This window comes from Rhizobium sp. CG4, from assembly GCF_023701965.1.
GTDB lineage: Bacteria > Pseudomonadota > Alphaproteobacteria > Rhizobiales > Rhizobiaceae > Agrobacterium.
Genome location: NZ_JABAEG010000011.1, coordinates 126,863 through 152,469 on the forward strand (window position 1 = coordinate 126,863; position 25,607 = coordinate 152,469).

Genomic DNA, 25,607 nt, shown 5'->3' on the forward strand with positions numbered 1-25,607 from the left:
CTGTGAATGACAAAACCGCCGGGAAACCGGCGGTTTTTTTATGCGATATGATGGGGCGGCGGAGGCAGGTCACTGTGTTTTGTGGTCAGCGAGCCCGGTGGATGGCCAATGATGCGTTTGAAGGCACGGCTGAATGCGGCCTGTGAGCCGTAACCGAGTTTCAGGGCGGCCGTTTCAATCGGCATATGTTCCTTGCCAATCCATTGCGAAGCAAGCCGCATGCGAAGCTCGGTTAGATAACGCAGCGGTGTTATGCCGGTCACTTCGAGAAAACGTTCGGCAAAAACCGAGCGTGACGCACCCATCTGGCTGGCAAGTTCTGCCAGAGACCAGTCGTGGCCGGGATTGTTGTGAATGGCAAGCAGAACGCGACCAAGGCGAGGATCGCGCAACGCTGCAATCCAACCGGAGGAATCGCCGCAGCCACATTCGACCCATGCCCGCACGATGAATGCTGCAACCACATCGGCAAGCCGCGCCAGAATGCCTGCAAAGCCGGCACGGGCCTGTCGCGTTTCCCGCTCCATCGCCTCCAGCATCGGCAGCAATTCCGGGTAACGATTAATCAAGGTGCCAACGAACATCACTTCCGGCATCAGTCCGACAAGCGGGTGCAGGCCACCCAGGTCAAACTCCATGCAACCGCTGAAAACAAGTATGCGCTCAGCGGCCGGTGTTTCGGGGCTGCAGGTCTTGATGGCGGTGACGGAATTGCAGAGCGGCGCAGTGTTGAAGGAACGGATGTTCTGGCAGGGCATTTCCGGGCTGGACAGCAGGGAATGTGCGCCACCACGTGGCAACAGAACGGCATCGCCAGTGTTCATCTCGTGCAGGCTACCGGACAGTGTTCTCAGATAGACCGGGCCGCGTGCCACAAAGTGAAATTGTGCTCGTCCCTCGACCTCGCCAAACGCCAGACCAAAGGGCGGAGCAACCTCGATGCGATTGTAATTCAGGCCGACAAGTCGCATGCCCATCAGCAGTTCACTGACGAGATCCGGATCTGGCAAGGAGTGATTTTCGGACTTTCGATCAAGCATGACGGATTTTGTGACATAGATAGTCCGGCCTGTCCAGTTTATCTTCAGATCATTCCTTCCCTCCCAAAGGACAAGATGATGAACCCGACTTTTGAACCTACACAGGCTGGGGCTGGCCCGGCAACCCCTGCATGGGGTGCCGTGACCTCCATGGCGCTCGGTGTATTCGGACTGGTGACGGCAGAGTTTCTGCCCGCAAGCCTTCTCACCCCCATCGCTGCTGAACTTGGTATTACCGAAGGTGCGGCCGGACAGGCCGTTACCGTCACGGCGGTTGTTGGCATGATTGCCAGCCTGCTGATCACATCGGCTGCACGTCGCATTGACCGTCGACATCTGATGATGTTTTTCTCCGCGCTGCTGGTTGTTTCCAATCTTATGGTGGCGGCTGCCCCCGGCTTTACGCTGCTTTTGATCGGGCGTCTGCTGTTGGGCGTGGCGCTTGGCGGTTTCTGGGCAATGTCCACGGCCATCGTCATCCGCCTTGTACCGCCGCGTAATGTGCCGCGGGCCCTATCCATGGTGTTCAGCGGTGTGTCTGCTGCAACCATCGTTGCGGCGCCGATTGGAAGTTATGTCGGTGAAATGGCCGGCTGGCGTTTCGTCTTCGTGTTGACGGCCGGTTTGGGTGTTATTGCTTTTATCATGCAGTATCTGACGCTGCCAAAGCTCGCCCCTTCAGGCACAAGCAGCCTGCGCACCCTTGGTACCGTTCTGACGAGGCCAGGCATCGCGCTTGGTCTCGTGGCGGCAACGCTGGTATTTGGCGGACACTTTGCGTTCTTCACTTACCTTCGTCCGTATCTGGAAATGGATATCGGTGCCAATATCGGCATGGTCTCGGCGCTGTTGCTGGGCTTTGGATTGGCCAATTTTGTGGGCACGCTGACGGCTGGATCATTGATCGGCCGTAGCCTCAAGCTGTCGCTGGCCGTCTTGCCGCTGTTGATGGCTGCTATCGCATTCGTGATTGTGACCACACAACCGCCGCTGCCTCTGGCTGCCGTGCTTGTTGCGCTGTGGGGTTTTCTGTTTGGCGCGGTGCCGGTGTCATGGTCGACATGGCTGGCGCGCACCATTCCCGATGAAGCGGAAAGTGCCGGCGGTTTGCTGGTTGCCTCCATCCAGTTTGCCATCGGCATGGGTGCGGCAGTTGGCGGCTTTATCTTCGACATGAATGGCGCAACCGGCGTTTTCGGTATCAGTGGTCTGGTGCTTGCTGTCGCCAGCATTGGCATCATTCTCGGGGTCAAGCCGCGTGCGCAGGTCAGTCTCGCCTGATCTCCTCAAAATATTGGATCATGGAAAAACCGGGATCATCTCCCGGCTTTTTCTTTGTGTTTCAATCAGATAATCGTCTCCTGCTGCCGGTTGTCATGACTCGTCTCGGTCGATCTATTGCCGTGAGTTAATCCGCCGCTTGCGCTCAGAGCGTTGCGGGTATATACCCATTATTATGTCAACCAGTAACTGTCACTGCATATTGTTGCGCCAAGCCTCCCGGAAGGTCTCGTCCTATTACGACGAGGCGCTGGCTCCGCTTGGGGTAAATATCGGTCAGTTCAGTCTGCTGAGGAAGATCAGGCGTTTGGCGCCGGCGTCACTGACCGATGTTGCTGCCGCCGCGGAATTGGACCGTTCGACGGTCGGCCGTAATGCCAAGGTACTTGAGCGTATGGGGCTGGTGGCAATTGGCCATGGCGAGGATCAGCGCGAGGCTATGTTGTCTATTACCGAGCAAGGGCAGGCGGTTCTGAATGAGGGTGCGCCGCTCTGGGACGGTGTGCAGGATGATATTGAGGCCCGGTTGGGCCCTGACAGAACGAGACAGTTACAGGAGCTGCTGGCAGCTCTCTAATTTTTATCAAGAAGCGGGTATATGCACGCAAATAAGGGTATCTACCCGTATTTCGACGCAACACCAGTGATCAGGAAAGGGAAGTGCAATGTTTTCCGAACGTCTTGCTGGCTGGATGGCTGGCAAAAATCTTCATTATGGCTGGGTGGTGGCGTCGACCACATTTCTGACCATGCTAGCGACCGCCGGTGCCATGGGTTCCGCCGGCGTGATGATCCAGCCGCTGCATCAGGAATTTGGCTGGGACATTGCCGATATCTCTTTTGCCATGGCAGTGCGACTGGTGCTTTTTGGTCTTCTCGGACCGTTTGCTGCGGCCTTCATGAATCATTTTGGTGTGCGCCAAGTTGTTTTAACGGCGCTGACACTGATTGTGTTTGGCATCCTGACATCGTTTCTGATGACGGAAGTCTGGCAACTCGTCGCACTCTGGGGTGTGGTCATCGGTGTCGGCACAGGCATGACAGCGCTGGTCCTTGGCGCAACGGTCGCCACACGCTGGTTCTCGAAACGCCGCGGGCTGGTTGTCGGATTGATGACCGCCAGCAACGCAACCGGTCAGCTGGTGTTTTTGCCCATTCTTGCGGCACTTACCGAAGCCTATGGCTGGCGCACAGCCCTGATGCTGGCCGTCACGGTAATCGTGTTGGCAATGCTACTGGTGCTGTTTCTGATGCGTGACTATCCCGCCGATGTTGGTTTACCGGCCTATGGTGAGGAGACGGTGACTGCGCGGGTCAAGCAGGATCACAAACTGCTCGCCACACTTGTTTCGCCACTGCTGGTGTTGAAGGAAGTGTCTACAAACCCGGTATTCTGGGTGTTGTTTGGAACATTCTTCATCTGCGGTCTGTCGACCAATGGGCTCATTCAGACGCACTGGATCTCGATTTGCGGAGATTTTGGCATGGCTGCGGTGACGGCGGCCGGCACGCTAGCGGTTATCGGCATCTTTGATTTCTTCGGTACGGTATTTGCTGGCTGGCTGTCGGACCGTTTTGACAATCGTTTCCTACTGTTCTGGTTTTATGGTCTGCGTGGTCTGTCGCTGATCTACCTTTCCTTCTCGGGTTTCAGTCTGGTGGAGCTGTCGATCTTTGCGGTATTTTACGGTCTGGACTGGGTTGCCACCGTTCCGCCAACCGTCAAGCTTGCGGCTGAGAATTTCGGACGCGAAAAAGCCGGTCTGGTTTTTGGTTGGGTGTTTACTGGCCACCAGCTTGGCGCTGCGACCGCCGCATTCGGTGCCGGATATTTCAGGGATGATTTCGGAACCTATATGCCCGCTTTGCAGATCGCAGGCGTCATGTGCATGATCGCGGCTGTGTCGGTGCTGCTTTTGAGAAAACCCGGTACCACCAATTTCGCGACACCAAATTTGGCGCGGTCTTGACGTTCAATCCAGTCGTACAGACACAGGCTTGGTTTTCATGAAAAAGCCGGGAGCATATCCCGGCTTTTTTATCTTGTGTTGTTGGTTATTTCGCCAGACCGGCCAAAACCTTGACCAGCCCCTGTGTGGAACTGTCATGGCCATCGGCCTTTTCCTTGCCTTCAACAACCGGCAGCAGGCCCGTTGCCAGTTCCTTGCCAAGCTCCACGCCCCATTGGTCGAAGGAGTTGATACGGAACAGCACGCCTTCCACGAAAACGCGGTGTTCATAGAGTGCAATCAGGCGACCAAGCGCAAATGGTGTCAGTTGGTCATACACGAAGGTGATCGATGGGCGGTTGCCGGTAAAGACGCGATGTGGCGCAATGAGATCGGCCTGTTTGTCGTCCATGCCCTTTGAGGTCAGCTGTGCCTTGGCTTCTGCCAGTGTGCGACCCTTCATCAGGGCCTCTGACTGGGCAAGGCAATTGGAAATCAGCAACTGGTGCTGATGACGCAATTCTTTCTCAAAGCCGTTGGCGGCAATCATGAATTCAGCCGGGATGATGCTCGTTCCCTGGTGGATCAGCTGATAAAAAGCATGCTGTCCATTGGTGCCGGGTTCACCCCATACGACCGGGCCGGACTGACCTTCAACGGCTTTGCCGTCAATCGTGACGCCCTTGCCGTTGGATTCCATGTCGAGCTGCTGCAAATAGGCAGGGAAGCGCGAAAGCCGCTGGTCGTAAGGCAGGATGGCGCGGGTTGGATAATCCAGCACATTGCGATGGTAAAAACCGATAAGGCCCAGCAGCATTGGCAGGTTTTGACGGAATGGCGCTTCGCGGAAGTGCTTGTCCATCGCATGCGCGCCATCCAGGAACTTGCCGAAGTTTTCAGGCCCGATGGCAATCATCAATGGCAGACCAATTGCCGACCAAATGGAATAGCGTCCGCCGACCCAATCCCAGAAACCGAAAATACGGTCACTTTCGATGCCGAAGGCGGCCACCTTGTCCAATGCGGTCGATACTGCGCAGAAGTGGTGCTTTACGGCGTCTTCACCCAGTTTGTCGGCGATGAACTTGCGTGCCGTTGCCGCATTGGTCATCGTTTCGATGGTGGTGAATGTTTTTGATGCAACGATGAACAGTGCCGTCTCAGGATCAATTGATTTCAGCGTATCGGCAATATGCGCGCCATCAATGTTGGATACGAAATGCGCACGTGGGCCATCATGGAAGGGTGCGAGCGACAATGTCGCCATGACCGGGCCGAGGTCGGAACCACCAATGCCGATATTGATGACGTCGGTGATCTTTTTGCCGGTTGCGCCTTTGAGTGTGCCCAAGCGGATTGCATCGGCAAACTTGCCCATGGCGGCGAGAACGTCGTTGACATCAGGCATCACGTCCTTGCCGTCAACCAGGACCGGAGTGTTGGAACGGTTGCGCAAAGCTGTGTGCAATACGGCGCGATCTTCGGTGAAGTTGATCGCCTTGCCGGAGAACATTTCTTCGCGTTTTTCAGCAACGCCACCTGCCGTTGCCAGCTTTTCAAGCAGGTCAACAATCTCGGCATTCACTGCGCATTTGGAATAATCCATCAGCAGATCGTCAAAACGTACGCTGAAATTGTCGAAACGCTTTGCGTCATTGGCGAAAGCGGCCCTGATGTCTGTTGCGGATGTGGCCGCAGCCGTAGATTTCAGGTTTTCGATGATAGCCTGCATGGAATGTTCCTCAGTTCCGTGGAAGGATGCAGAAACTATTCCCTTTCAGCAGGCCAAATCAAGGCGCGTATTTGACAAAAGAACGATGTTCTTGCCGACCATCGTTCTGTCGCTGAATGATACCGTCTTCAGCTGCGCAGTTCGCGTCGCAGGATCTTGCCGACATTGGTTTTTGGCAGCTCTGTTCTGAACTCGATCTGGCGTGGGCGTTTGTAGTTGGTCATGTTCTCAGCACAGAACGCCTTGAGTTCTTCTGCCGTCAGGTTCGGGTCTTTTTTGACTACGAATAGTTTAACGGCTTCACCGGACCGTTCATCTGGAATGCCAACCACGGCGCATTCCAGCACGCCGGGATGTGAAGCGACCACTTCTTCGATTTCATTGGGGTACACGTTGAAGCCGGACACCAGGATCATGTCCTTCTTGCGGTCCACGATTTTGGTGTAACCGCGCTCATCCATGAAGCCCATGTCGCCGGAGCGGAAGTAACCATCCGCTGCCATGACCTTGGCGGTTTCGTCCGGTCTTTGCCAGTAGCCGGCCATGACTTGCGGGCCACGAATGCAGATTTCGCCAACCTCGCCAAATGGCAGGCTGTTATCGTTTTCATCCCGAATATCCACTTCGGTGGACGGAATAGGCAGGCCAATGGTGCCTGTGAAATCATTGACATCCAGCCGGTTGACGGTTGCCACTGGTGATGTCTCGGACAGACCATACCCTTCGCTGATCGGGCGGCCGGTTACCGACATCCAACGTTCCGCCACGGGTCTTTGAACAGCCATGCCGCCGCCGAGCACAAGAAGAAGCTCGGAGAAATCAAGCGTCTTGAAGTCGTCATTGTTCAAAAGTGCATTGAACAGGGTGTTGATGCCGGGGAATACGTGAAAGCGATGATGGCGCATTTCCTTGATCAGCGCCGGAATATCACGCGGATTGGCAATCAGCACGTTGTTAGCACCCAGTGCCACGCCCATCAGCGAGTTCACCGTCAATGCAAAGATGTGGCAAAGCGGCAGGGCGCAGAGGAAAGTCATGCTTTCCGGGCGTTGTTTGCCGGCCAGTGCCGAATCAAGCCACAGCGAAATCTGCGCCTTGTTGGCCAAAAGATTGTTGTGCGTCAGCACCGCACCCTTGGAGATTCCTGTGGTACCGCCGGTATATTGCAGAAACGCCACGTCTTCTGGTGCAATATCGGTATGCACCATTTTCAAGCGGTTCGCCTCGTTCATCATGTCCGTGTAGCGGATCGCACAGGAGATCGACCATTTGGGCACGATCTTCTTGACCCGGCGCAGCACGAAATTGATCAGGATACCCTTGGCGCCGAACACGTCACCAATCGAGGCAACAACGACATTTTGAATATCGGTGCCGATGATGGCCTGCTGGGCCGTGTGAGCAAAGTTCTCCAGTACAAACAGGACTTTTGCACCGGAATCCTTCAACTGATAGGTCAGTTCACGGGCGGTGTAGAGCGGGTTGATGTTAACGACAATCATGCCTGCCCGCAGAATACCGTAAACAGCAATCGGGTTTTGAAGGATATTGGGCATCATCACCGCAATACGGTCACCCTTGCGGAAACCGTGGGCCTGCAGCCAGGCTGCGACCTTGCGTGTTTCCTGTTCAAGTTCAGCGTAGGTGATCGACTTGCCCATGCTGGTGAAGACTTTGCGGCCAGCATAAGCGGCGCAGTTTTTCTCCATCAGATCGCGCAAGGAGTTATAAGCCGATGGCGGAATTTCCGCTGGCACACCTTCCGGATAGGAAGCCAGCCACGGTTTATCCTTTGCAGAACCTTCAGGTTTAGTTTTGAACGCGTCGTTCATGCCGCTCCTCCCAGCGTAACTTATCGCACAGCGTTTTGTGTGAGGCAAATAGCTCTCACCCGCTGTCCATGCCGTTCCGGTCCTCCAACCGAATTAGCTGCCTGATCAAAATGTATGTAACTCTAACGTACACGTCAATCTCACTGTAACGATTGTTACAGTCAAAAATACGCGACCGGATTACGCAATTTGGTCCGGTGCGGACGGATGGCGCAAGAGGCGGCACCAAACATCGGCCTTTCGGCGTGTCGATTTCGGTAGTCGACTACAATTTACCGCCGAAAATCCGCTTTCATGGCCATTCGCCCGCCGGTTGGTTTTGACTTTAATCCTGATTTGCGCGATCAACAAAGAATATCGGCCTGTATGCATGGAATAACGTGAATGACTGTCGCTGCACTTGAGTTGAAAAACATCGGTAAACGGTTTGGTGCGACCGATGTGTTGAACAACATCGATCTCACGGTCAACAGCGGTGAAATCATCTGCCTGGTCGGGCGTTCCGGTTGCGGCAAGTCGACGCTTTTGAGAATTATTGCCGGTGTTGAAACTCCTGATCAGGGCACGCTGATGATGAATGGCCGGGAGATTGCCGGGCCGTCGTCGTTTGTCGAACCTGAAAACCGCAATATCGGTTTCGTCTTTCAGGATTATGCACTGTTCCCGCATTTGACCGTCGAGCGAAATGTGATGTTTGGCCTCAAGGGCGTGCCAAAGGACGAGGCGCGTGAGCGTGCCAATTCCCTGATCGAGCATGTCGGACTGCGGGCATTGGCAACGCGTTATCCACACACGCTTTCCGGTGGTGAACAGCAGCGCGTGGCGCTGGCAAGAGCGCTTGCTCCACGTCCGGCTATCCTGCTGATGGATGAACCCTTCTCCAATCTCGACCGTGGCCTGCGAGACAGCGTGCGCGAAGAGACGCTTTCATTGCTACGTGGTCTTGGCACCACGGCTATCATGGTCACACATGATCCCGAGGAAGCGCTGTCTGCCGGTGATCGTGTGGTGCTGATGCAGCAAGGCCAAATCGTACAAACCGGCAGTGGATATGATCTGCACGATAGACCAAATTGCCGTTATGCGGCGGATTTTTTCTGTGCCTTCAACAAGGTCAATGGCGTCATTCGCAATGGCCGGATTGAAACCGGGTTGGGTGCCTTTACGACGCCTGAAAAACTTCCCGAGGGTGCGCAGGCCGTTGCCTATATTCGTCCCAGTGCCATTTCCCTGTCGGCAAATGGCGCGATGAACGGTTCGGTGGAAGGTTTTATTTCCGGCAGAACCTTCCTTGGCGAGATCGAGCAACTCAATATCCAGGTTCCCGGCATGAGTGAAAATCTGCGTGTGCGCAGCATGGATCGCCTGCCTCAAGGCGTGGATCGTGTGCAGCTTGAGGTGAAGCCGGAAACGGTTCTTGTTTTCATTTAGGGTTGTATTTGCGTCGGTATCCACTGTGTTTTTGGTGCGCTATCAACTTAAAGTCAGTATTTTCTCCGAATTTGCCAGCGCATAAACTTGACATCAGTTGTCATGTATGATGCAGACCGCCTGTAACTTTTCTTAGGAGTACAGGGGATTAAGATGAGCAAAGTCATTTCTTTCAAGACAGCACTTCTCGCATGCGTGTTCATGGCGGGTGCGGTTCAGGCAACTGAACTGAACATCTACACCACCCGCGAACCGGCTCTTCTTCAGCCGCTTCTCGATTCCTTCACCACCAACAGCGGCATCAAGGTCAATACCGTATTCCTGAAAGACGGTCTGGCTGAGCGCGTTCTGAGCGAGGGCGCCAGCTCTCCTGCAGACATCCTGATGACCGTTGATGCTGGTAACCTCGTTGATCTGGTTGAAAAGGGTGTGACGCAGGCCGTTGATTCCGCCGCTCTCAAGGAAGCCGTTCCAGCTGAACTGCGTGACGCCGACGGCAACTGGTTTGCACTTTCGATGCGCGCTCGCGTTCTCTACGCTGCCAAGGACCTTGATCTGGCGTCCTTCAACTATGAAGACCTCGCTGATGCCAAGTGGAAGGGCAAGGTGTGCATTCGTTCTGGCCAGCACCCGTACAACACGGCCCTGTTTGCTGACTATGTCGCCCATTACGGTGCAGAAGAAACTGAAAAGTGGCTGGCTGGCGTCAAGGACAACCTCGCTCGCAAGGCTGGTGGCGGTGACCGTGATGTTGCCAAGGATATCCTCGGCGGCATTTGCGATATCGGTATTGCCAACTCCTATTATGTTGGCCTGATGCGTTCGGGCAAGGGTGGTGAAGACCAGATCAAGTGGGGCGAAGCGATCAAGGTCGTTCTGCCAACCTTCAAGAACGGCGGTACGCAGGTCAACATATCGGGCGCTGCTGTTGCCAAGAACGCGCCCAACAAGGACAACGCTGTAAAGCTGCTTGAGTATCTGGTCTCTGCAGAAGCCCAGAAAATCTACGCGGAAGCCAACTACGAATATCCGGTCAGACAGGGTGCTTCTGTCGACCCGATCATTGCTTCGTTCGGCGAACTGAAGATCGACAACAAGACGCTTTCGGAAATCGTTACCCACCGCAAACAGGCCAGCGAACTGGCTGAAAAGGTTGGTTTCGACAACTGATAATCAGTTTGTTACATGCTACCGAGGCGCTCGTTTTGAACGGGCGCCTTTGGCCGTTTAAGATGCTATTCGGCCAAGATGATAATTCCCACCTGAAGAGCAGGTCGATACGTGAGCCTTAACCCAGCCGTCGAATCCGCAAGCAAGGCCAGACGTCGTAAACTGGAAATCTGGCTGGTTGGCGCTGTGGTGATTGCGCTTTTGGCACTGGTGCCGGTTCTGGCATTGCTTTTTGAAGCGCTGCAGGGCTCGCAAGGTCTGTGGGCGCATCTCGCATCATCGGTACTGGCAACGGCATTGCCCGACACGCTGGTTCTGCTCGTTGGCGTCGGGGTCATTGCCGGAGTTCTTGGAACACTTGCCGCCTGGCTGGTGGCCGCACATGATTTTCCCGGTCGCAAGATACTGGAATGGGCGCTGCTTTTGCCGCTGGCCATGCCGACCTATATCGTCGCTTACGCCTATCTCGACATCCTGCACCCGATCGGTCCGGTGCAGGAATTGATCCGCTGGGTATTGGGTTACTCCAGCCCGCGCGAGTTCCGACTGTCGGATATTCGCTCGACCACTGGCTGCATCATCCTGCTCAGCTTCGTGCTGTATCCTTATGTCTACATTCCCGTGCGGGCGATGTTCATGACGCAGGCGGGCAATCTGATCGAGGCTGCACGTAGCCTTGGCGCGTCTCGTAGCGGTGTCTTTGTACGGGTGGCAGTGCCATTGGCGCGTCCGGCCATAGCGGTTGGCATCAGCCTCGCACTGATGGAAGCGCTGAATGATATCGGTGCGTCCGAGTTCCTTGGTGTACGAACGCTGACAGTGTCCGTCTACACGACATGGGTCACCCGTTCCGATCTGCCGGGTGCATCGCAGATCGCCCTGTTCATGCTGTTCATCGTCGTTGCTCTTGTTGCGTTGGAACGGTGGGCGCGTCGCAGACAGCAGTATTCCGTATCTGCGCAGCGCAATCATCCGCTGCAGCCTCTGCGGCTATCTGGGCTCAAGGGCTGGCTGGCATTTCTCGCTGGAAGCCTGCCGATCCTGGTGGGCTTCGTGTTCCCGGCGATCTATCTGGTTATCGAAGCCTGGAAGCGCTTCCGCTTCAGCGGGCTTTCTCCCCGTCTCATCGGTGAGGCAGGCAATACGCTTGTGTTTGCAGGCGTTGCGACAGCCGTAACGTTACTATGTGGCATCATCGTTGTTTACGCCATGCGGCTAAGGCCCGGTGCAACCAGCCGGTGGAGCTACCGTTTGTCGACAATCGGTTATGCAGCACCCGGTACGGTGATCGCGATTGGCGTGTTGATCGCGCTCGGCGCTTTTGATCGCTTGGTCGATGTGACTGCGCAAAGTTGGTTTGGCGTTTCAACCGGTCTTTTGATGATCGGTAGCGGCGGAGCGCTGATCTTTGCCTATACTGCGCGATTTTTGACCATTGCTGCTGGTGGTGTTGATGCCGGTTTTAGCCGCATACCGCACTCCTTTGATCATGCGTCGCGAACACTCGGTCGCACTGCTGGTAGCACATTCCGTCATGTGCATTTTCCACTGTCACGGGCGGCGCTGGCCGCTGCAGGTTTGCTGGTGTTTGTCGACTGCGTGAAGGAGCTTCCGGCAACGCTTCTTCTGCGTCCGTTGAATTTTGAGACCTTCGCCACCCACCTTTATGGCGAGGCGGCACGCGGTACCTATGAGGAAGCGTCAATTGCAGCGCTGGCCATTGTTGTCATCGGTATATTGCCTGTGATCCTGCTTGCCCGCGTCGGTCGGATTGAAACCACCCGTCGATAAGGTTTCCTGGCCGGCAAAAAGACAGAATTGTTTCAAAACGGGACATCTCGCGTGGTTTCATATCAGCACACACCTCTTCCTGTGTCCTTTGTATTTTATTCATTAGGCAAGTCTAATTAAATGAAATGAATTAAAGGAACTGCTGATGTAGTTTCGCTTTCAATGGTTTGTAGCCGCTCGTGGCTAACAACATTTGGAGGAAGATCATGAAAACAATAACAAGCAGCCTTCTCGTCTCCGCCTGCCTTCTTATGCCCGTGGGTGCCTACGCTCTCGACATCAATGTTGGTGGTGAAAAAGGTGTGAGCGTCAGCGTCGATGCAAAAGACGGGCTGGATGCGGGTGCCTCGGTTGGCGGTCGTGATGGCGTTAATGCTGGCGCTTCCGTTGGTGGCCGCAGCAGTGGCGGTCTCGGTGCTGATGTCAGCGCATCGGTTGGTGGCCGCGATGGCGTTAATGCCGATGTCGGAGCCACGGTTGGCGGTCGCGACCTTGCCAGTGCCAATGCAAAAGCCTCGGTTGGTGGCGACCGTGGATTGAAGGCCAATGTCGGGCTGAATGCCGGAACCGGTGGTGTCAATCTGGGTGTGGGTCTCGGTCTCGGTGGCACCACCACGACGACACCTGGCACACCAGGAAACCCTGGCGTCAACAATCCCGGTACCAAAAATCCGGCCCTGCGTCGCGCTATAGTTGGCTACAACAACATGTCTCGTCCGGAGCAGATCCGACTGGCACGTCGCTGTGTCGATATTCTCGGTAGCGGTGGTTATGATGCGGCGCTGACCCAGCTCTGCCGCATGATCCAGATGGCGTCGCGCTAAACCGACCCTTGATCTCAAGTGACGTAAAATCCATCACCCGCAGATGTCTTTGCGGGTGATTTATTCGTCCTTTGACAGTTGCCGTGTTGTTGATCAGGCGCCGCGCCGGCCCAGCGACATGATCCGCTGACGCAACATACGCGCAATACTGCGGGTGTTACGATACATATGGACCTGTGACGAAACTTGCCGCACATCGCGGTCGCTTTTCTGTGTCAAGCCGATGATCAATGTTCCCATCTCTTCACGCTCTTTCCAGAAGCGGCTCATGATGGGGTGATCTTCAACCGCGCAACTGTCGGTCCGTAAAATATTGGCGTCATCAAGGTGCCAGTCCGTCAGCTTCCATGTCAGCAGCTTGCCGGGCGAATATTTTGAGTAGTTTTCGTTGTAGGCCGTTTTCCAGGTGTATGCTTCGCCTTGCGCCATCAGTACCACCATGGAGGCGATCGACTGTCCGTCGAGGTCGATGGTGTGAATACGGGCCGCATCGTTTTCCGCAAGGTTGTTGATGCCTTCACGCGCAAACGCAGCGCGGTAACGGTCATCCACCAATGCAGAGCGTTTGCGCCCCTTCCAGCCGCTGGCTTCCAATGCCAAAAATTCTTCCAGACGGAAACGAATGTCCTTTGGCTGACGGGCCACATTGTAGGTCAGCGTACCGACCTTCTCCAAAAGCCGCCACTGCCGGCGCATTTCACGCAGGTGATTGGAGGCCAACGTTTCTTTCAGATAGGCCTCGCCATCCTCATAGCTTTGCAGCATCGGGCGTTGATGTTGTTCAGCGGTTGCCAGTGGCAGGTTGCGGCTGAGTGCTATGGCTTTCAGCATACGCGCAAACGGTCCATCCAAGCGCAGGTCCGGCAGAACCAGAACGTCGGGCAGATCGGCGCGGTCATCGCTTAAGGCGTCAAGCAGGGTGTCAATGGTTTCGGCCGCGGCTTCTGTATCCACCAGCGGCGTGCCAAGTGGTCCAAACGGATTGGCCCAGACACGAATAACGGATGGACCTATCGAAAAACCAGGCTTTTCGACCGAGAATGGCATTAGCAGGCGCATGCGGCTGCGCTGCTCGTTGCGGTCGCGGATCAGCGCAAAACGCACAGCGCGCTCATCGATACGTGTCATGGCCGGTGCCAGAAGACGACCGGTGAAAAAGACGTTCGGTTCCATCACGCGGTTGGTGAGGAAGTCGAGTTCTTCTTGCAAGTCATAGCCCAGTTGTGCGGGATATATGCAGAACTCTCGACCCTCGCGACCAATCTGCAGGGTCTTGTCAGCAGAAGGGGCAACCGTATCGCTCATGCCACTGGCCTTTGCGCCTGCTGGCGTCTCAACCGTTTGCATGTCGGTGGGGCGCTGGTTGGGGGTCATGATCATGCTGCCTTTTTCCGGTCGGCACGCGCAAATGGAAACTTGAAAGCAAACAGCACAATGCCAAGCGTATGGCGTACCGCGACATGCAACAGAACGGTTTCGATGACCGTAATTGCTGCCGTTGCAATTGCTGCTCCGATCAGTCCGTAAAGCGGCGTCAGGGTCAGATAGAGAATGATGCCGCACACCAGAGTTGCGACGTAAATACCAACACACAGTTTCTGGTGTCCGGTCATGTTCAGCAGTGCCTCCGCCGGGCCAATACTGGCCTTGGCCAGGAAACCGGCAAACAGAATGAACATCAAACTATAACCCTGAGTGAAGGCGGGTCCGAAGAGAGAGAGTAACAGAGGTCCTGCCAGCAGTACACAGGCGCCGATACCGAGCGACGGCCAGAATGTCCAGCGCGCTGACTGCCCGGCAAAGGTGGATAGTCCTTCTCGGTCATTGTCGGCGATCAGGGCTGCAAAACGCGGTGATGCACCAGCCTTAACGGCAAAAAAGACGAATTGCACCAGAATGATGGTTTTGGCGGCGGCGAAATAAATGCCGACATGATCGGGTGGCAGGTAAAAGCCGACCACCAATACATCTGCGTTGGTCATCATGAAGCCGATGCCGTCGATGACGAAAATCGGCAGGGCGAAGCGAAACCATTGACTGAAATGGATGGTTCTTTTGCCGCGATCAAATGTGTGATCCAGCCTCTTGCTGATCAGCAGCAGTTGCAGAACAGTTGTCGTGTAGGCGGCTGCCAATCCGGCAACCATTGCCGTTGTGGCAGTGTGAGGTTCGCCCGCCAGTATGGCGATCAGCATATAGATCAGGATCAAGAGCGGGCGTACGATGTAGGTTGGACTGAGAGCGGAAACAGGCCAGCCATTGGCTCTGGCCGTGCCATCCAGCACATCACCGAGTGCGATCATTGGCAGGATCAGGGCGCCCAGAAAGGTCGGAACCAGATAATAGTCCGGTATCATGTCGCCGAAGAAATACAGGAAGGCTGCACCGGCTGCGGCCATCAGACTTGCAGAGACGAGTGCAAAAATACGCGCTGTGGCGGTCAGGCCGCGGATCAGATGGTTGTCGCCCGCTGCCTTGTATCCCGGCAGAAAACGGATGACGGTGGCGTGGAAACCGAGACAGGACATGTTGCCGAGCAGAATGACCATGACCCAAACAAAGGCGAAAATGCCGTAGTCAAATTCACCCATCAGGCGGGCAAGCATGATCTGCGACACGAAGGCAATGCCAGCACTGATAATGCGGATCAGGAAGGCGATCAGCGCCATGCGTTGGGCGCGCGTTGCTTCGGTTTCGCCGGATAAAATTCGTGCGGTTCCGAGCCTTACCGCTGCGACTTTGCAGCGAAGACTATCGGGCAGGATTTTTTCCGCCGCATAGAGAACCGTCATGATGGTCACGCAATACTTCCAAAGCCACCGGGCTATGCACAGCCTAGCCTGCGCCAGTTAACGAAGGGTATTGGCTGCACAAAATTGATGTGTTTTCGGTACCTTGCACGTCAAGGTTTTTGCGGACGGGACAGGCTTTATTTTCGACCTGTTTCAGGTTTCCGGCATGAAAGGAACGGGTTGTTTGCGGCGCGGGAAAAGTCCCAGCACCAGAATGCATCCGGTAATGATAACAACGGCACCACCCAACTGCAAAACTGAAAGTGGTTCGTGCAATACCAGCGCGCCAATCAGCACCGCTATAATGGTAACGGCAAACTCCACGCTGATGGCCTTGGTGGCTCCGATCTTGGAAACCAGCCAAAAATAGGTGATGTAAGTCAAAGCACTCATCACCATGGCAAGCGTGAAAAGATAAAAGAAATCAACGGGTCCCGGTATCGCGCGGAAGGGGACAGCGAGCAGCAGCGGCAATGTGATAAAGCCGCCGGCCAGAAATGAGCCGATGGTGATTTCCCACGAACCGGTGCCTTTCAGGCTGCGGCTGGCATAGTTGCTGCCAAAGGCAGCGCAGATACAACCGACAAGGCAGGCACCACAGCCAAGCACGAAGGACAGTGTAACCGGTACGGTTGGAAAACCAACCAGCAGGATGATGCCGCCGGCGCCGAGCAACAACCCGACCAGCCCCTGTACTGTCATTTTCTCCAATCCCCAGAACTGGCTGATCAACATGGAGAACAGGGGAATGGTGGCAACGATGATTGCGGCCATCGCAGTCCCAATCAACGGAGTGCCGTAGGACAGGCCGACAAGCTGACCAGCAACAGTGGTCGCGCCCACAATGGCAAAGGCACGCCATCCAGCGCCAAAGTTCAGTTTACGGCCGGTCAGCTTTGCGATCAAAAGCAACATTAGGCTGGCAATGAAACAGCGGGTTGTCACTGCGCCCACCCAGCCGAATGTTTCGACAACGCGTAACATCAACAGGAATGACAAACCCCACGCAACAGCGAGGAAAATGTATGCGGCGATTGCACCGGGTTTCATAAAATTATCCAGAAAAAGAGGCGGTTCTGGCGGCACAGTTATGAGAGCCTTTGACAGGCGTCAATCAAATTGTATGCGGCGAGAATACCGCCCGACAGCCGATGGCGCATGAGTGTCCCCCCTTGCGCCATCCTGACATCCGCAGGTCGTGTTGGCCGACCAATTATTCTTCGATCGTGTATTCGCTCAGTTCACACAGGTTCTGAGTGTCTTCCGTTGTGTCCAAGTCAGCGCTGCCTTCAAACTCAAAGCGCATGTCGTATTCACAGACGTCGCGACCGTCAGTAATGGTGACAGTGCCGCTTTCACCGGGCTTGAGGACTTGGCTGCCAAACACATCGCCTTCCCAGTTATCTACACCCACTGGCGAAGTATAAAAATGGGTCAGGACAGAGTTCGTGCCATTGATGAGCTTGAACACAAGGTCTTCAGCCATCGAAGGCGTAGCTGCGGCCACACAAAGTGCTGCCGTTACGATCGCAGTTTTGAAGTTGAACATGATTTTTCCATCCAGCTCATGAGCGAGCGGGTAATCATTAAAATAAAACCAACAAGAACTGGTAAATCTGCCTACTGATTGTTCGCCGATCCTGCGCAAGCGTCCTTGCTGTCCGTGACTACAAAAAAGCCTGCAAACGAGGTTTGCAGGCCTTTTGAATTTTTTTTGTCGCTGAACAGGCAATCAGGCCTGATCAAAAACGCCGTGGCAATGTTTGTATTTCTTGCCGGAGCCGCAAGGGCAAAGCTCGTTGCGACCGATCTTGCCCCAGGTTGCGGGGTTGTTCGGATCACGATCTTCCGGAGCAACGTAGGCCAGACCCATTGCAAAAGCCGGTTCGTTCATCTCGTCTTCGCCGGTATTCGGGTCTGCGTGATGAGCGGTCATTTCCGGCAGTTCGGCAGGCTGTGGTGGTTCCTGAACCAGTTCAACACGCATCAACTGGGTGGTGACGGCTTCGCGCAGATTGGCAAGCAGTGCCTGGAACAGTTCGAATGCTTCGGCCTTGTATTCCTGCAGCGGGTCGCGCTGGGCATAACCGCGGAAACCGACGACGGAGCGCAGGTGATCGAGGTTGACGATGTGCTCGCGCCACAGGTGGTCGATGGTCTGCAGAAGGATAGAGCGTTCGACATAGGTCATCAGCTCTTCGCCGAAACGCTCGCGACGGTCTGCTGCGTATTTTTCGGTGGCTTCCGTGATGCGCTGGAGAATGTCATCTTCAGCAATGCCTTCTTCCTTGGCCCAGTCTTCGATAGGCAGGTCAAGGTTGAGGAACTGGGCAACACCGGCCTTCAGGCCAGTGGTATCCCATTGTTCGGCATAAGCATGTTCAGGAATGTGCTTCTGCACCAGCATGTCGATGACTTCGCTGCGCATGTCGGCAACGGTTTCGCTGATGTTCTGTGCATCCATCAGTTCCAGACGCTGGTCGAAGATCACCTTACGCTGATCGTTGAGAACGTCGTCGTATTTCAGCAGGTTTTTACGCGTTTCGAAGTTGCGGGCTTCAACCTTCTTCTGGGCGCGCTCAAGGGCCTTGTTGATCCAGGGGTGGACGATTGCCTCACCATCCTTCAGGCCAAGTTTCTGCAGCATGCTGTCCATGCGCTCGGAGCCGAAGATGCGCATCAGGTCATCCTGAAGCGACAGGTAGAACTTCGAACGGCCCGGGTCACCCTGACGACCCGAACGACCACGCAACTGGTTATCGATACGGCGGCTTTCGTGGCGCTCTGTCGCGATGACGTAAAGACCGCCAGCAGCCAGTGCTTTTTCCTTGAGAACCTTGATCTCTTCGCGGATCGCCTTTTCTTTTGCGTCGCGCTCGGCGCTTGGCTCCATACCGTCGAGTTCGCGCTCAAGACGCATGTCGACGTTGCCGCCAAGCTGAATGTCGGTACCGCGACCAGCCATGTTGGTGGCGATGGTGACAGCGCCGGGAACGCCGGCCTGTGACACGATGTAGGCTTCCTGCTCGTGGTAGCGGGCGTTCAGAACCTGGAAATTCTCGAAACCAGTCTGACGCAGCATCGTGGCAAGCAATTCCGATTTTTCAATCGATGTCGTGCCAACCAGAACAGGTTGATTGCGGTCATGGGCTGCGCGGATTTCGGTGATGATCGCCTTGTATTTCTCTTCACCGGTCCGGTAGATCTCATCATCCTCGTCGATACGCTGGATCGGCAGGTTGGTGGGAACTTCGATAACATCGAGGCCGTAGATGTTGCTGAATTCTTCCGCTTCGGTAGATGCCGTACCGGTCATGCCGGCAAGCTTCTTGTACATACGGAAGTAATTCTGGAAGGTGATCGAGGAAAGCGTCTGGTTTTCCGGCTGGATCTGAACCTTTTCCTTGGCTTCAAGCGCCTGGTGCTGGCCTTCCGAATAACGGCGGCCTGGCATCATACGTCCGGTAAATTCGTCAATGATGACGATCTCATCATTGCGGACAATGTAGTCCTTGTCGCGTGTGAACAGCTTGTGAGCCTTCAACGCGTTGTTGATGTGGTGAACGATTGCAACGTTCTCGACATCGTAAAGCGATTCACCCTTCAACAGGCCAGCAGCGCGCAGCAGGTTTTCCAGCTTTTCGGTGCCTTCCTCGGAGAAGTTGGCCGAACGTTGCTTCTCGTCGATTTCGTAATCGGCAGCATCAAGCAGAGGGATGAAAGCGTCGATCGTGTTGTAAAGATCGGAACGGTCATCAAGCGGGCCGGAAATGATCAGTGGCGTCCGCGCTTCATCGACGAGGATCGAGTCCACTTCGTCGACGATGGCGTAGTGGTGGCCGCGCTGAACCATCTGGGCGCGATCATATTTCATGTTGTCGCGCAGATAGTCGAAACCAAGCTCGTTGTTGGTCGCGTAGGTGATATCGCAGGCATAGGCCGCGTGACGCTCTTCGTCGGAAAGACCATGCACGACGATGCCGGTGGTCAGTCCAAGGAAGCTATAGAGCCTGCCCATGATGGTGGCGTCGCGGGAGGCGAGGTAATCGTTCACCGTCACCACGTGTACGCCCTTGCCCTCAAGCGCGTTCAGATAAACCGCCAGTGTTGCCACAAGCGTTTTACCTTCACCGGTCTTCATTTCCGATATGGCGCCCTCATTGAGGATCATACCACCAGTCAGCTGCACATCGAACGGGCGCATGCCCAGAACGCGGCGCGATGCTTCACGGCAAACGGCAAAGGCCGGAATAATCAGGTCTTCCAGTTTCTTGCCATCTGCAAGCTGCTGGCGGAATTCGACGGTCTTTGCGGAGAGCGCCTCATCGGAAAGAGCCTTAGTGGCTTCTTCCAGCGCGTTGATGGCTGCGATCTTGCTTTTAAACGAACGGACACGGCGTTCATTGGCCGAACCGAACAACTTGCGGGCGATGCCGCCTAGACTGACCATCTTGCTGGCCCTTTCTGAAGTGCCGTTTCCGCTTCGTGCTGCGACCGTCAGAGCTTTTCACAAACAAATGACGGCTTTCGCCCGGAAACGTATCTGGACGCGAGGTTGCGTGACAGATAAGAGGGGGGGCAAATGATGTCAACGGTTCTGCCGGTTACAGAATGGCCACAATCCAATGTTTGGAACATTTTCCAGCCGGAAGTGCCATGTGGAACCCGGCATAGTCTCCGAAAGGTTTATTATGTTGCGCTATAACAAAATTGCCGCCGCCGTAATCGTGGCGACGCTTGGCCTTCAACTTCCAGCTTTTGCGCAGGAAGACGCCGTTGTTGCAAAAGTGGGCGATCTGGAAATTCACCAGTCCGAACTTGATCTGGCAATTGCCAATCTCGACCCGCAATTTGCCCAGTTTCCCGATGAGCAGAAAAAAGTTGCAGCTCTGTCGTCCATCATCGATGTGAAGCTGCTGGTAAAGGATGCTGATGCGGAAGGTCTCAGAGACACCGACGCTTTCAAGAACCGCGTCAATTTCATCACTGAGCGCGAACTTCACAATGCTTACTTCCTCAAGCACGTTTCCGACGCCGTGACGCCTGAAGAGGTCAAGGCACGCTACGACAAGGAAGTCGCTGCGATGCCACAGGAAGAAGAAGTTCACGCCCGTCATATTCTGGTTGAGTCTGAAGACGTGGCCAAGGATGTCATCAAGCAGCTTGATGAAGGCAAGGATTTTGCTGAAATCGCCAAAGAGAAGTCCACTGATTCCAACAAGGATGAGGGTGGCGATCTCGGCTGGTTCGGCAAGGGCCGCATGGTGCCAGAATTCGAACAGGCTGCTTTCGCTCTCGAAAAGGGCGCTTACACCAAGACCCCGGTCAAGAGCCAGTTCGGCTTTCACGTGATCAAGCTGGAAGACAAGCGTATTGCACCACCACCGCCATTTGATCAGGTCGAGCAGCAGGTTCGCCAGATGGTCATGCGCGAAAAATATGTTGCGCTGATTGAAAAGGCAAAGACCGAGCAGAAGATCGACATCATGGATCCGGCGCTCAAGACTGGCTACGACGAAGTCAACAAAGCGCAGGACGCTGAGGCGGCACAGCCGCAGCCGCAGCCATAATCGATATTTCGCGGGGCGGTCATTACCGCCCCGTTTTCCATAGCCCCACCCCGTTTCTGTCAGGTTCCGTCATGTCCGTTGCCGTTTCTCCGCTCGCCCCCAAATCCTATCCCGAAATGCCTTCCTTGCGCGGTGTGCGCATGGCAACGGCGGCAGCTGGCATAAAATACAAGAACCGCACAGACGTTTTGATGATGGTCTTCGACAAGCCGGCCAGTGTTGCCGGTGTTTTCACCAAGTCGAAGTGCCCGTCTGCGCCAGTTGATTTCTGCCGCGCCAACCTTGCACATGGCGTTGCCCGCGCAGTGGTCGTCAATTCCGGTAACGCCAACGCCTTCACCGGCGTAAAGGGCAAGCAGGCCACCACGCTGACGGCGCAATCTGCAGCCGCTGCTGTTGGATGCGGCGAAAACGAAGTTTATCTTGCTTCGACCGGTGTTATTGGCGAACCGCTCGACGCGACAAAGTTTGCAGGCGTTCTTGGCCAAATGCACAGCGACGCGACTGGTGATTTCTGGAAGCAGGCTGCTGAAGCCATCATGACCACGGACACCTATCCAAAGGTTGCGACCCGCACTGCCGACATTGGCGGCGTGAAGGTGACAATCAATGGTATCGCCAAGGGTGCGGGCATGATTGCGCCTGACATGGCGACCATGCTCTCCTTTGTGGTGACCGATGCCGATATTGCGCCTGAAGCGCTTCAGGCGCTGTTGTCCGCCGGTGTTGGCCCGACTTTCAATTCGGTTACGGTTGATAGCGATACATCGACCTCCGACACATTGATGCTGTTTGCCACGGGTGCCGCTGCCGCTGATGGCCAGGCCCGTGTTGAAAAGGGCGATGATGCTCGCCTCGCGTCCTTCCGTGAAGCGCTAAACGATCTGCTCAAGGATCTGGCACTGCAGGTGGTTCGCGATGGCGAAGGCGCACGCAAGATGGTTGAAGTGACGGTCACCGGCGCGGAAAATGATGCCGCTGCCAAAAAGATTGCACTTTCGATTGCCAATTCGCCGTTGGTCAAAACAGCTGTGGCCGGCGAAGACGCCAATTGGGGCCGTGTCGTAATGGCCGTTGGCAAGTCCGGTGAAATGGCTGACCGCGACCTTCTGGCCATCTGGTTTGGCAATGTTCGTGTTGCCGTTAATGGTGAACGTGATCCGGCCTATTCGGAAGCGGAAACAACTGCGGTCATGAAGCTGGAAGATATTGCTGTCAAGGTGGATATCGGTCTTGGCAATGGCGCCGCTACGGTTTGGACCTGTGATCTGACCAAGGAATATGTGGCGATCAACGGTGACTACCGGAGCTGATTTTGTGACTGTCGATAAGCCTAAAAATAATGTCAATTTTCCGCTGGTTCGCCGTTTAGAGGCGGTCAGCTTCCGTGCGTGGCCAGCATCATCAGTTGTTTATGATGGCAGCTGGCAGGTGCGCATGACAGGTTCGCATCCTTCCAAGCGGATCAACTGTGTCGTGCCGTTGGATCCTTCGGATTATGGCAATACCGATATGCGGCTGGAAAAAGCGCGCAAGCGGTTTGAAGATTACGGACGGCCGCTTCTGGTGCGCGAAACGCCACTGATGCCACCGCAATTGCGCGAACATCTAAGTAAAAGCGGCTGGTCTGCCTTTGAAGAGGTCAAGGTGATGACCGCCGACATTTCAAGCGCGGAATTGCCGGAAACTATCTCACACCTGCCAAGCCAGGATGTCGGGCGTTTCGTTGAGGCTCACCTCAAGGTCTCTGGCGATGATGCCGGGCTGCGTCCGGCTATTGCCGAGATCGTCAGCTCGATCGTGCCGCCGCTTGGTCTGTTTATCAAGGAAGACGTCGAGGGCGAACCGCAGGCGACCGTCATCTGCGTACAGGACATCGATCTTGCCGGCATTCTCTCCTTGGATGTGGCAGAGGACAGCCGTCGTTTGGGTATCGCGACGCAGGTGCTGACTTCGGCGCTGCGTTGGGCGCGGTTGAGCGGTGCCAAGCTCGCCTGGTTGCAGGTGGTTTCAACCAACAAACCGGCGTTGGCACTCTACGAGAAGTTCGGTTTCACCGAAGCCTACACCTATGCTTACTGGCGAAAAGGCGATGCGCAATGAGCGAAGCGGGAAAGAAGATCGTACTGGTTGCGGCTTGCGCGCTCGTTGACAGTGACAACCGTATTCTTCTGGCACAACGTCCTGAAGGAAAGTCTCTTGCAGGCCTTTGGGAATTTCCCGGCGGCAAGCTGGAAGCAGGAGAAACGCCTGAGGAAACACTGGTGCGGGAGTTGGAAGAGGAACTGGGCATTCGCACCAAGGTTGCCTGCCTTGCGCCGCTGACTTTTGCTAGCCATTCCTACGAGACATTTCACCTGCTGATGCCACTTTTCGTATGCCGTCGTTATGAGGGAATCCCCTACGGTCGCGAAGGTCAGCTGGTCAAATGGGTAAAGGTCAATGCACTGCGTGATTACCCTATGCCACCCGCCGACGAACCGCTTATCCCTTACCTTCAGGATTTGCTTTAGATCTTTCTAAAATTGATCGTCCGTTAATAGATCGTTTAGCACCATCTGGCACATTCCACTGTGTAGAATTGGTAAACGAGGCGTAACGATGAACGAGGATTTCTGGAAGACCGTAGAGGTCCGTCGGCCTTATTCTCGTAAGGCGCGCCAAACTGGCATTTTGAACATTGCCCTGCTGTTCGGTACGGCAGCCATTGCGCTGTCTTTGATCATCACACCGATGGTGGCTGGCAAGAATAGAGAGCCGCGTCTGGCGCAGGTTCCTGATAATTTCGACATGATTACCACCGGATCGATCAAGCCTGCTGCTTCGGTAGACGGCAAAAAAACCTATTCCATTCGGCGCAGTATTCTCCAGCAAACACCCGGTTCGGTTTGTATTGTTGAAGGCTATGGCAACGAAAGCGGCTGCTGATTGTACCTGCAGTGCGGCCGGGAGGCCCGTGCCGACATTATCGGCATGAAATGACCCTGTTCATATGTTCCGGCCGCAATTGCGCGCGCCGAAATGACGACATCATTCAAGCAGCAGCAGGCTCGGCTTGCCGGACAAGGAAAATCAATGCGCCAGCTTTTTGAGATGCTGCGTGATTGTAAGGGATCGACCGCTATTGAATACGGCTTGATCGGTGGCTTGATCGCTATCGCCATTATTCTGGGCTTTGGTGCGATCACCGAAAATCTGGGCAAGATATTCGATATCATCTATAACGCACTGGCAAGTTCGACGGCCTGAACGCTCAGGCCGTTCTTCCTGTCGTTATTGCAACTTGTTCACCCTGCCATGCTCGGCATGACCGAGGTCAAAGCTTTATTTCCTTGGTTTTCAGGGCATCCGCCAACCGTATTTTTGCCGAGCCTGGCTTAAGCGGCTTCTGCTGGCTGTCATGGGGTGCCCAGCCTGACACATAGATGAATGAGAAGGTGGCGCGGATGCGACCGTCCGGATCGGAATATCGCTCGGCGTAAATCTCGGCAGCCCGCATGAAGAAGTGACGATTAAGCGGCGCACGGCTGCGGCCCATCAACGGATTGGCCATGCCCATCGCACGCAAATCACGCATCAGCGGGAAAATGGAATCGTAACGTACCGTATAGGTTTCGGTGTCGGTTACCGGCAGGGCAAAACCTGCGCGTTGCAAGAGGGCGCCAACATCACGCACATCCGCAAAAGGAATGACACGCGGGCTGGCACCGCCGGTCAGCTCGGCCTCTGTGCTGAGCAGCACGTCGCGCAATTCGGCAAGGGTACCGGCGCCGGGGATTGCCCCCATGAACAGGCCGTCTGGCTTCAATGCGCGTCTGATCTGGATAAAGGCACCGGGTGTGTCATTGGTAAGGTGTAGGCCAAGTGGCGACACGATAAGGTTGGCCGAGGCCTCTTCGAGTGGAAATTGCTCCAGCGAAGCGACCTGTACTGTTTCGCCTGATTGGGCAAATGCGGCGTCTATTTCAACACGGTGTAACGTTTCGACCTTGCCGGTCTGCATGATCCGTCGCGCGGTGATGCCGGTTGCACCATGAAGTTCGACCGCTGTCTCAAACTGCCGCTCAACGACAACAAGCCGTTCGGCAATTTCATCGGCGGCGATATCGAGCAGAAAAAGCGCCTTTTCATCCAGTGTGCGCAGGGCGCGTTTGCGATTGGCTTCAATCAGCCGCTGGTCGAAAAGTATGTCCAT

The 25,607-nt window shown here is 55.2% G+C and carries 22 protein-coding genes; 13 read left to right on the forward strand and 9 right to left on the reverse strand.

Annotated features, from left to right (window positions below; translation table 11 throughout):
- Positions 1-38: 38 nt before the first annotated feature.
- The gene (locus tag HGO37_RS24255) at positions 39-1,040 is read right to left on the reverse strand and encodes an AraC family transcriptional regulator (RefSeq protein WP_250985604.1); all 1,002 of its coding nucleotides are present in this window, start codon (positions 1,038-1,040) and stop codon (positions 39-41) included.
- Between the two features lie 78 nt (positions 1,041-1,118).
- Between HGO37_RS24255 and HGO37_RS24260 the strand changes: the two genes are divergently transcribed.
- The 3 genes from HGO37_RS24260 (at position 1,119) to HGO37_RS24270 (ending at position 4,291) form a co-directional block, all read left to right on the forward strand.
- Complete coding sequence (locus tag HGO37_RS24260) at positions 1,119-2,321, forward strand: MFS transporter (RefSeq protein WP_250985605.1); 1,203 nt, start codon at positions 1,119-1,121, stop codon at positions 2,319-2,321.
- 175 nt (positions 2,322-2,496) lie between these two features.
- Complete coding sequence (locus tag HGO37_RS24265; protein WP_192491563.1) at positions 2,497-2,898, forward strand: MarR family winged helix-turn-helix transcriptional regulator; 402 nt, start codon at positions 2,497-2,499, stop codon at positions 2,896-2,898.
- An 88-nt stretch (positions 2,899-2,986) separates the two neighbouring features.
- Entirely contained in the window at positions 2,987-4,291 is a 1,305-nt protein-coding gene (locus HGO37_RS24270; RefSeq protein ID WP_250985606.1) for an MFS transporter, read from the forward strand.
- 85 nt (positions 4,292-4,376) lie between these two features.
- On the opposite strand, the gene pgi is transcribed toward HGO37_RS24270, so the two are convergent.
- Complete coding sequence (gene pgi, locus HGO37_RS24275) at positions 4,377-6,002, reverse strand: glucose-6-phosphate isomerase (protein WP_250985607.1); 1,626 nt, start codon at positions 6,000-6,002, stop codon at positions 4,377-4,379.
- 128 nt (positions 6,003-6,130) lie between these two features.
- Complete coding sequence (locus HGO37_RS24280) at positions 6,131-7,834, reverse strand: long-chain-fatty-acid--CoA ligase (RefSeq protein WP_250985608.1); 1,704 nt, start codon at positions 7,832-7,834, stop codon at positions 6,131-6,133.
- 384 nt (positions 7,835-8,218) lie between these two features.
- Here HGO37_RS24280 and HGO37_RS24285 point away from each other — a divergent pair, with 384 nt between their 5' ends.
- From HGO37_RS24285 to HGO37_RS24300, 4 genes are all read left to right on the forward strand, one after another.
- Positions 8,219-9,265 (forward strand): ABC transporter ATP-binding protein, encoded by a 1,047-nt coding sequence (locus HGO37_RS24285; RefSeq protein WP_250985609.1) that lies wholly within the window; start codon positions 8,219-8,221, stop codon positions 9,263-9,265.
- A gap of 153 nt (positions 9,266-9,418) precedes the next feature.
- Positions 9,419-10,435, forward strand: a complete 1,017-nt coding sequence (locus HGO37_RS24290; protein WP_250985610.1) for an extracellular solute-binding protein — start codon at positions 9,419-9,421, stop codon at positions 10,433-10,435.
- A 162-nt stretch (positions 10,436-10,597) separates the two neighbouring features.
- A complete protein-coding gene (locus HGO37_RS24295) occupies positions 10,598-12,226 on the forward strand; it encodes an ABC transporter permease (RefSeq protein WP_250985632.1) in 1,629 nt (542 codons plus the stop codon).
- Between the two features lie 206 nt (positions 12,227-12,432).
- Positions 12,433-13,050, forward strand: a complete 618-nt coding sequence (locus tag HGO37_RS24300) for a hypothetical protein (RefSeq protein WP_250985611.1) — start codon at positions 12,433-12,435, stop codon at positions 13,048-13,050.
- Between the two features lie 93 nt (positions 13,051-13,143).
- Here the strand turns inward: HGO37_RS24300 and HGO37_RS24305 are convergent, their stop codons facing one another.
- The 5 genes from HGO37_RS24305 to secA form a co-directional block, all read right to left on the reverse strand.
- Positions 13,144-14,355, reverse strand: coding sequence for a GNAT family N-acetyltransferase (locus tag HGO37_RS24305; RefSeq protein ID WP_250985633.1), 1,212 nt, complete (start codon positions 14,353-14,355; stop codon positions 13,144-13,146).
- Positions 14,356-14,426: 71 nt separating this feature from the next.
- Positions 14,427-15,842: a lipopolysaccharide biosynthesis protein gene (locus HGO37_RS24310; protein WP_250985634.1), complete on the reverse strand. Its 1,416-nt coding sequence runs from the start codon at positions 15,840-15,842 to the stop codon at positions 14,427-14,429.
- Between the two features lie 153 nt (positions 15,843-15,995).
- Positions 15,996-16,892, reverse strand: coding sequence for a DMT family transporter (locus HGO37_RS24315; RefSeq protein ID WP_250985612.1), 897 nt, complete (start codon positions 16,890-16,892; stop codon positions 15,996-15,998).
- A gap of 163 nt (positions 16,893-17,055) precedes the next feature.
- Complete coding sequence (locus HGO37_RS24320) at positions 17,056-17,391, reverse strand: hypothetical protein (RefSeq protein WP_250985613.1); 336 nt, start codon at positions 17,389-17,391, stop codon at positions 17,056-17,058.
- A 183-nt stretch (positions 17,392-17,574) separates the two neighbouring features.
- Complete coding sequence (gene secA, locus HGO37_RS24325; protein WP_250985614.1) at positions 17,575-20,292, reverse strand: preprotein translocase subunit SecA; 2,718 nt, start codon at positions 20,290-20,292, stop codon at positions 17,575-17,577.
- A gap of 241 nt (positions 20,293-20,533) precedes the next feature.
- On the opposite strand from secA, the gene HGO37_RS24330 reads away from it, so the two are divergent.
- The 6 genes from HGO37_RS24330 to HGO37_RS24355 all read left to right on the forward strand — a co-directional run bounded on the left by HGO37_RS24330 (position 20,534) and on the right by HGO37_RS24355 (position 24,661).
- Positions 20,534-21,412: a peptidylprolyl isomerase gene (locus HGO37_RS24330; protein WP_250985615.1), complete on the forward strand. Its 879-nt coding sequence runs from the start codon at positions 20,534-20,536 to the stop codon at positions 21,410-21,412.
- Positions 21,413-21,483: 71 nt separating this feature from the next.
- Positions 21,484-22,725 (forward strand): bifunctional glutamate N-acetyltransferase/amino-acid acetyltransferase ArgJ, encoded by a 1,242-nt coding sequence (gene argJ, locus HGO37_RS24335; RefSeq protein WP_250985616.1) that lies wholly within the window; start codon positions 21,484-21,486, stop codon positions 22,723-22,725.
- Between the two features lie 4 nt (positions 22,726-22,729).
- Positions 22,730-23,515, forward strand: coding sequence for a GNAT family N-acetyltransferase (locus HGO37_RS24340; protein ID WP_250985617.1), 786 nt, complete (start codon positions 22,730-22,732; stop codon positions 23,513-23,515).
- A complete protein-coding gene (gene mutT, locus HGO37_RS24345) occupies positions 23,512-23,925 on the forward strand; it encodes an 8-oxo-dGTP diphosphatase MutT (protein ID WP_192491434.1) in 414 nt (137 codons plus the stop codon). The genes HGO37_RS24340 and mutT overlap by 4 nt, the downstream gene beginning before the upstream one ends.
- A gap of 88 nt (positions 23,926-24,013) precedes the next feature.
- On the forward strand, positions 24,014-24,340 hold the full coding sequence (locus HGO37_RS24350) for a hypothetical protein (RefSeq protein ID WP_250985618.1): 327 nt from the start codon (positions 24,014-24,016) through the stop codon (positions 24,338-24,340).
- 147 nt (positions 24,341-24,487) lie between these two features.
- The gene (locus HGO37_RS24355) at positions 24,488-24,661 is read left to right on the forward strand and encodes a Flp family type IVb pilin (RefSeq protein WP_250985619.1); all 174 of its coding nucleotides are present in this window, start codon (positions 24,488-24,490) and stop codon (positions 24,659-24,661) included.
- 67 nt (positions 24,662-24,728) lie between these two features.
- Here HGO37_RS24355 and HGO37_RS24360 read toward each other — a convergent pair whose 3' ends face one another.
- Positions 24,729-25,607 (reverse strand): methyltransferase domain-containing protein, encoded by an 879-nt coding sequence (locus tag HGO37_RS24360; protein ID WP_250985620.1) that lies wholly within the window; start codon positions 25,605-25,607, stop codon positions 24,729-24,731.

What these genes read in the sequence shown, in the direction of transcription:
- mutT (WP_192491434.1), top strand. Translation starts at nt 23,512, where the DNA reads ATGAGCGAAGCGGGAAAGAAGATCGTACTGGTTGCGGCTTGCGCGCTC.
- HGO37_RS24280 (WP_250985608.1), bottom strand. Translation starts at nt 7,834, where the DNA reads ATGAACGACGCGTTCAAAACTAAACCTGAAGGTTCTGCAAAGGATAAA.
- HGO37_RS24255 (WP_250985604.1), bottom strand. Translation starts at nt 1,040, where the DNA reads ATGCTTGATCGAAAGTCCGAAAATCACTCCTTGCCAGATCCGGATCTC.
- pgi (WP_250985607.1), bottom strand. Translation starts at nt 6,002, where the DNA reads ATGCAGGCTATCATCGAAAACCTGAAATCTACGGCTGCGGCCACATCC.
- HGO37_RS24320 (WP_250985613.1), bottom strand. Translation starts at nt 17,391, where the DNA reads ATGTTCAACTTCAAAACTGCGATCGTAACGGCAGCACTTTGTGTGGCC.
- argJ (WP_250985616.1), top strand. Translation starts at nt 21,484, where the DNA reads ATGTCCGTTGCCGTTTCTCCGCTCGCCCCCAAATCCTATCCCGAAATG.
- HGO37_RS24305 (WP_250985633.1), bottom strand. Translation starts at nt 14,355, where the DNA reads ATGAGCGATACGGTTGCCCCTTCTGCTGACAAGACCCTGCAGATTGGT.
- HGO37_RS24315 (WP_250985612.1), bottom strand. Translation starts at nt 16,892, where the DNA reads ATGAAACCCGGTGCAATCGCCGCATACATTTTCCTCGCTGTTGCGTGG.
- HGO37_RS24330 (WP_250985615.1), top strand. Translation starts at nt 20,534, where the DNA reads ATGTTGCGCTATAACAAAATTGCCGCCGCCGTAATCGTGGCGACGCTT.
- secA (WP_250985614.1), bottom strand. Translation starts at nt 20,292, where the DNA reads ATGGTCAGTCTAGGCGGCATCGCCCGCAAGTTGTTCGGTTCGGCCAAT.
- HGO37_RS24265 (WP_192491563.1), top strand. Translation starts at nt 2,497, where the DNA reads ATGTCAACCAGTAACTGTCACTGCATATTGTTGCGCCAAGCCTCCCGG.
- HGO37_RS24360 (WP_250985620.1), bottom strand. Translation starts at nt 25,607, where the DNA reads ATGGACATACTTTTCGACCAGCGGCTGATTGAAGCCAATCGCAAACGC.
- HGO37_RS24300 (WP_250985611.1), top strand. Translation starts at nt 12,433, where the DNA reads ATGAAAACAATAACAAGCAGCCTTCTCGTCTCCGCCTGCCTTCTTATG.
- HGO37_RS24310 (WP_250985634.1), bottom strand. Translation starts at nt 15,842, where the DNA reads ATGACGGTTCTCTATGCGGCGGAAAAAATCCTGCCCGATAGTCTTCGC.
- HGO37_RS24355 (WP_250985619.1), top strand. Translation starts at nt 24,488, where the DNA reads ATGCGCCAGCTTTTTGAGATGCTGCGTGATTGTAAGGGATCGACCGCT.
- HGO37_RS24270 (WP_250985606.1), top strand. Translation starts at nt 2,987, where the DNA reads ATGTTTTCCGAACGTCTTGCTGGCTGGATGGCTGGCAAAAATCTTCAT.
- HGO37_RS24285 (WP_250985609.1), top strand. Translation starts at nt 8,219, where the DNA reads ATGACTGTCGCTGCACTTGAGTTGAAAAACATCGGTAAACGGTTTGGT.
- HGO37_RS24260 (WP_250985605.1), top strand. Translation starts at nt 1,119, where the DNA reads ATGAACCCGACTTTTGAACCTACACAGGCTGGGGCTGGCCCGGCAACC.
- HGO37_RS24290 (WP_250985610.1), top strand. Translation starts at nt 9,419, where the DNA reads ATGAGCAAAGTCATTTCTTTCAAGACAGCACTTCTCGCATGCGTGTTC.
- HGO37_RS24350 (WP_250985618.1), top strand. Translation starts at nt 24,014, where the DNA reads ATGAACGAGGATTTCTGGAAGACCGTAGAGGTCCGTCGGCCTTATTCT.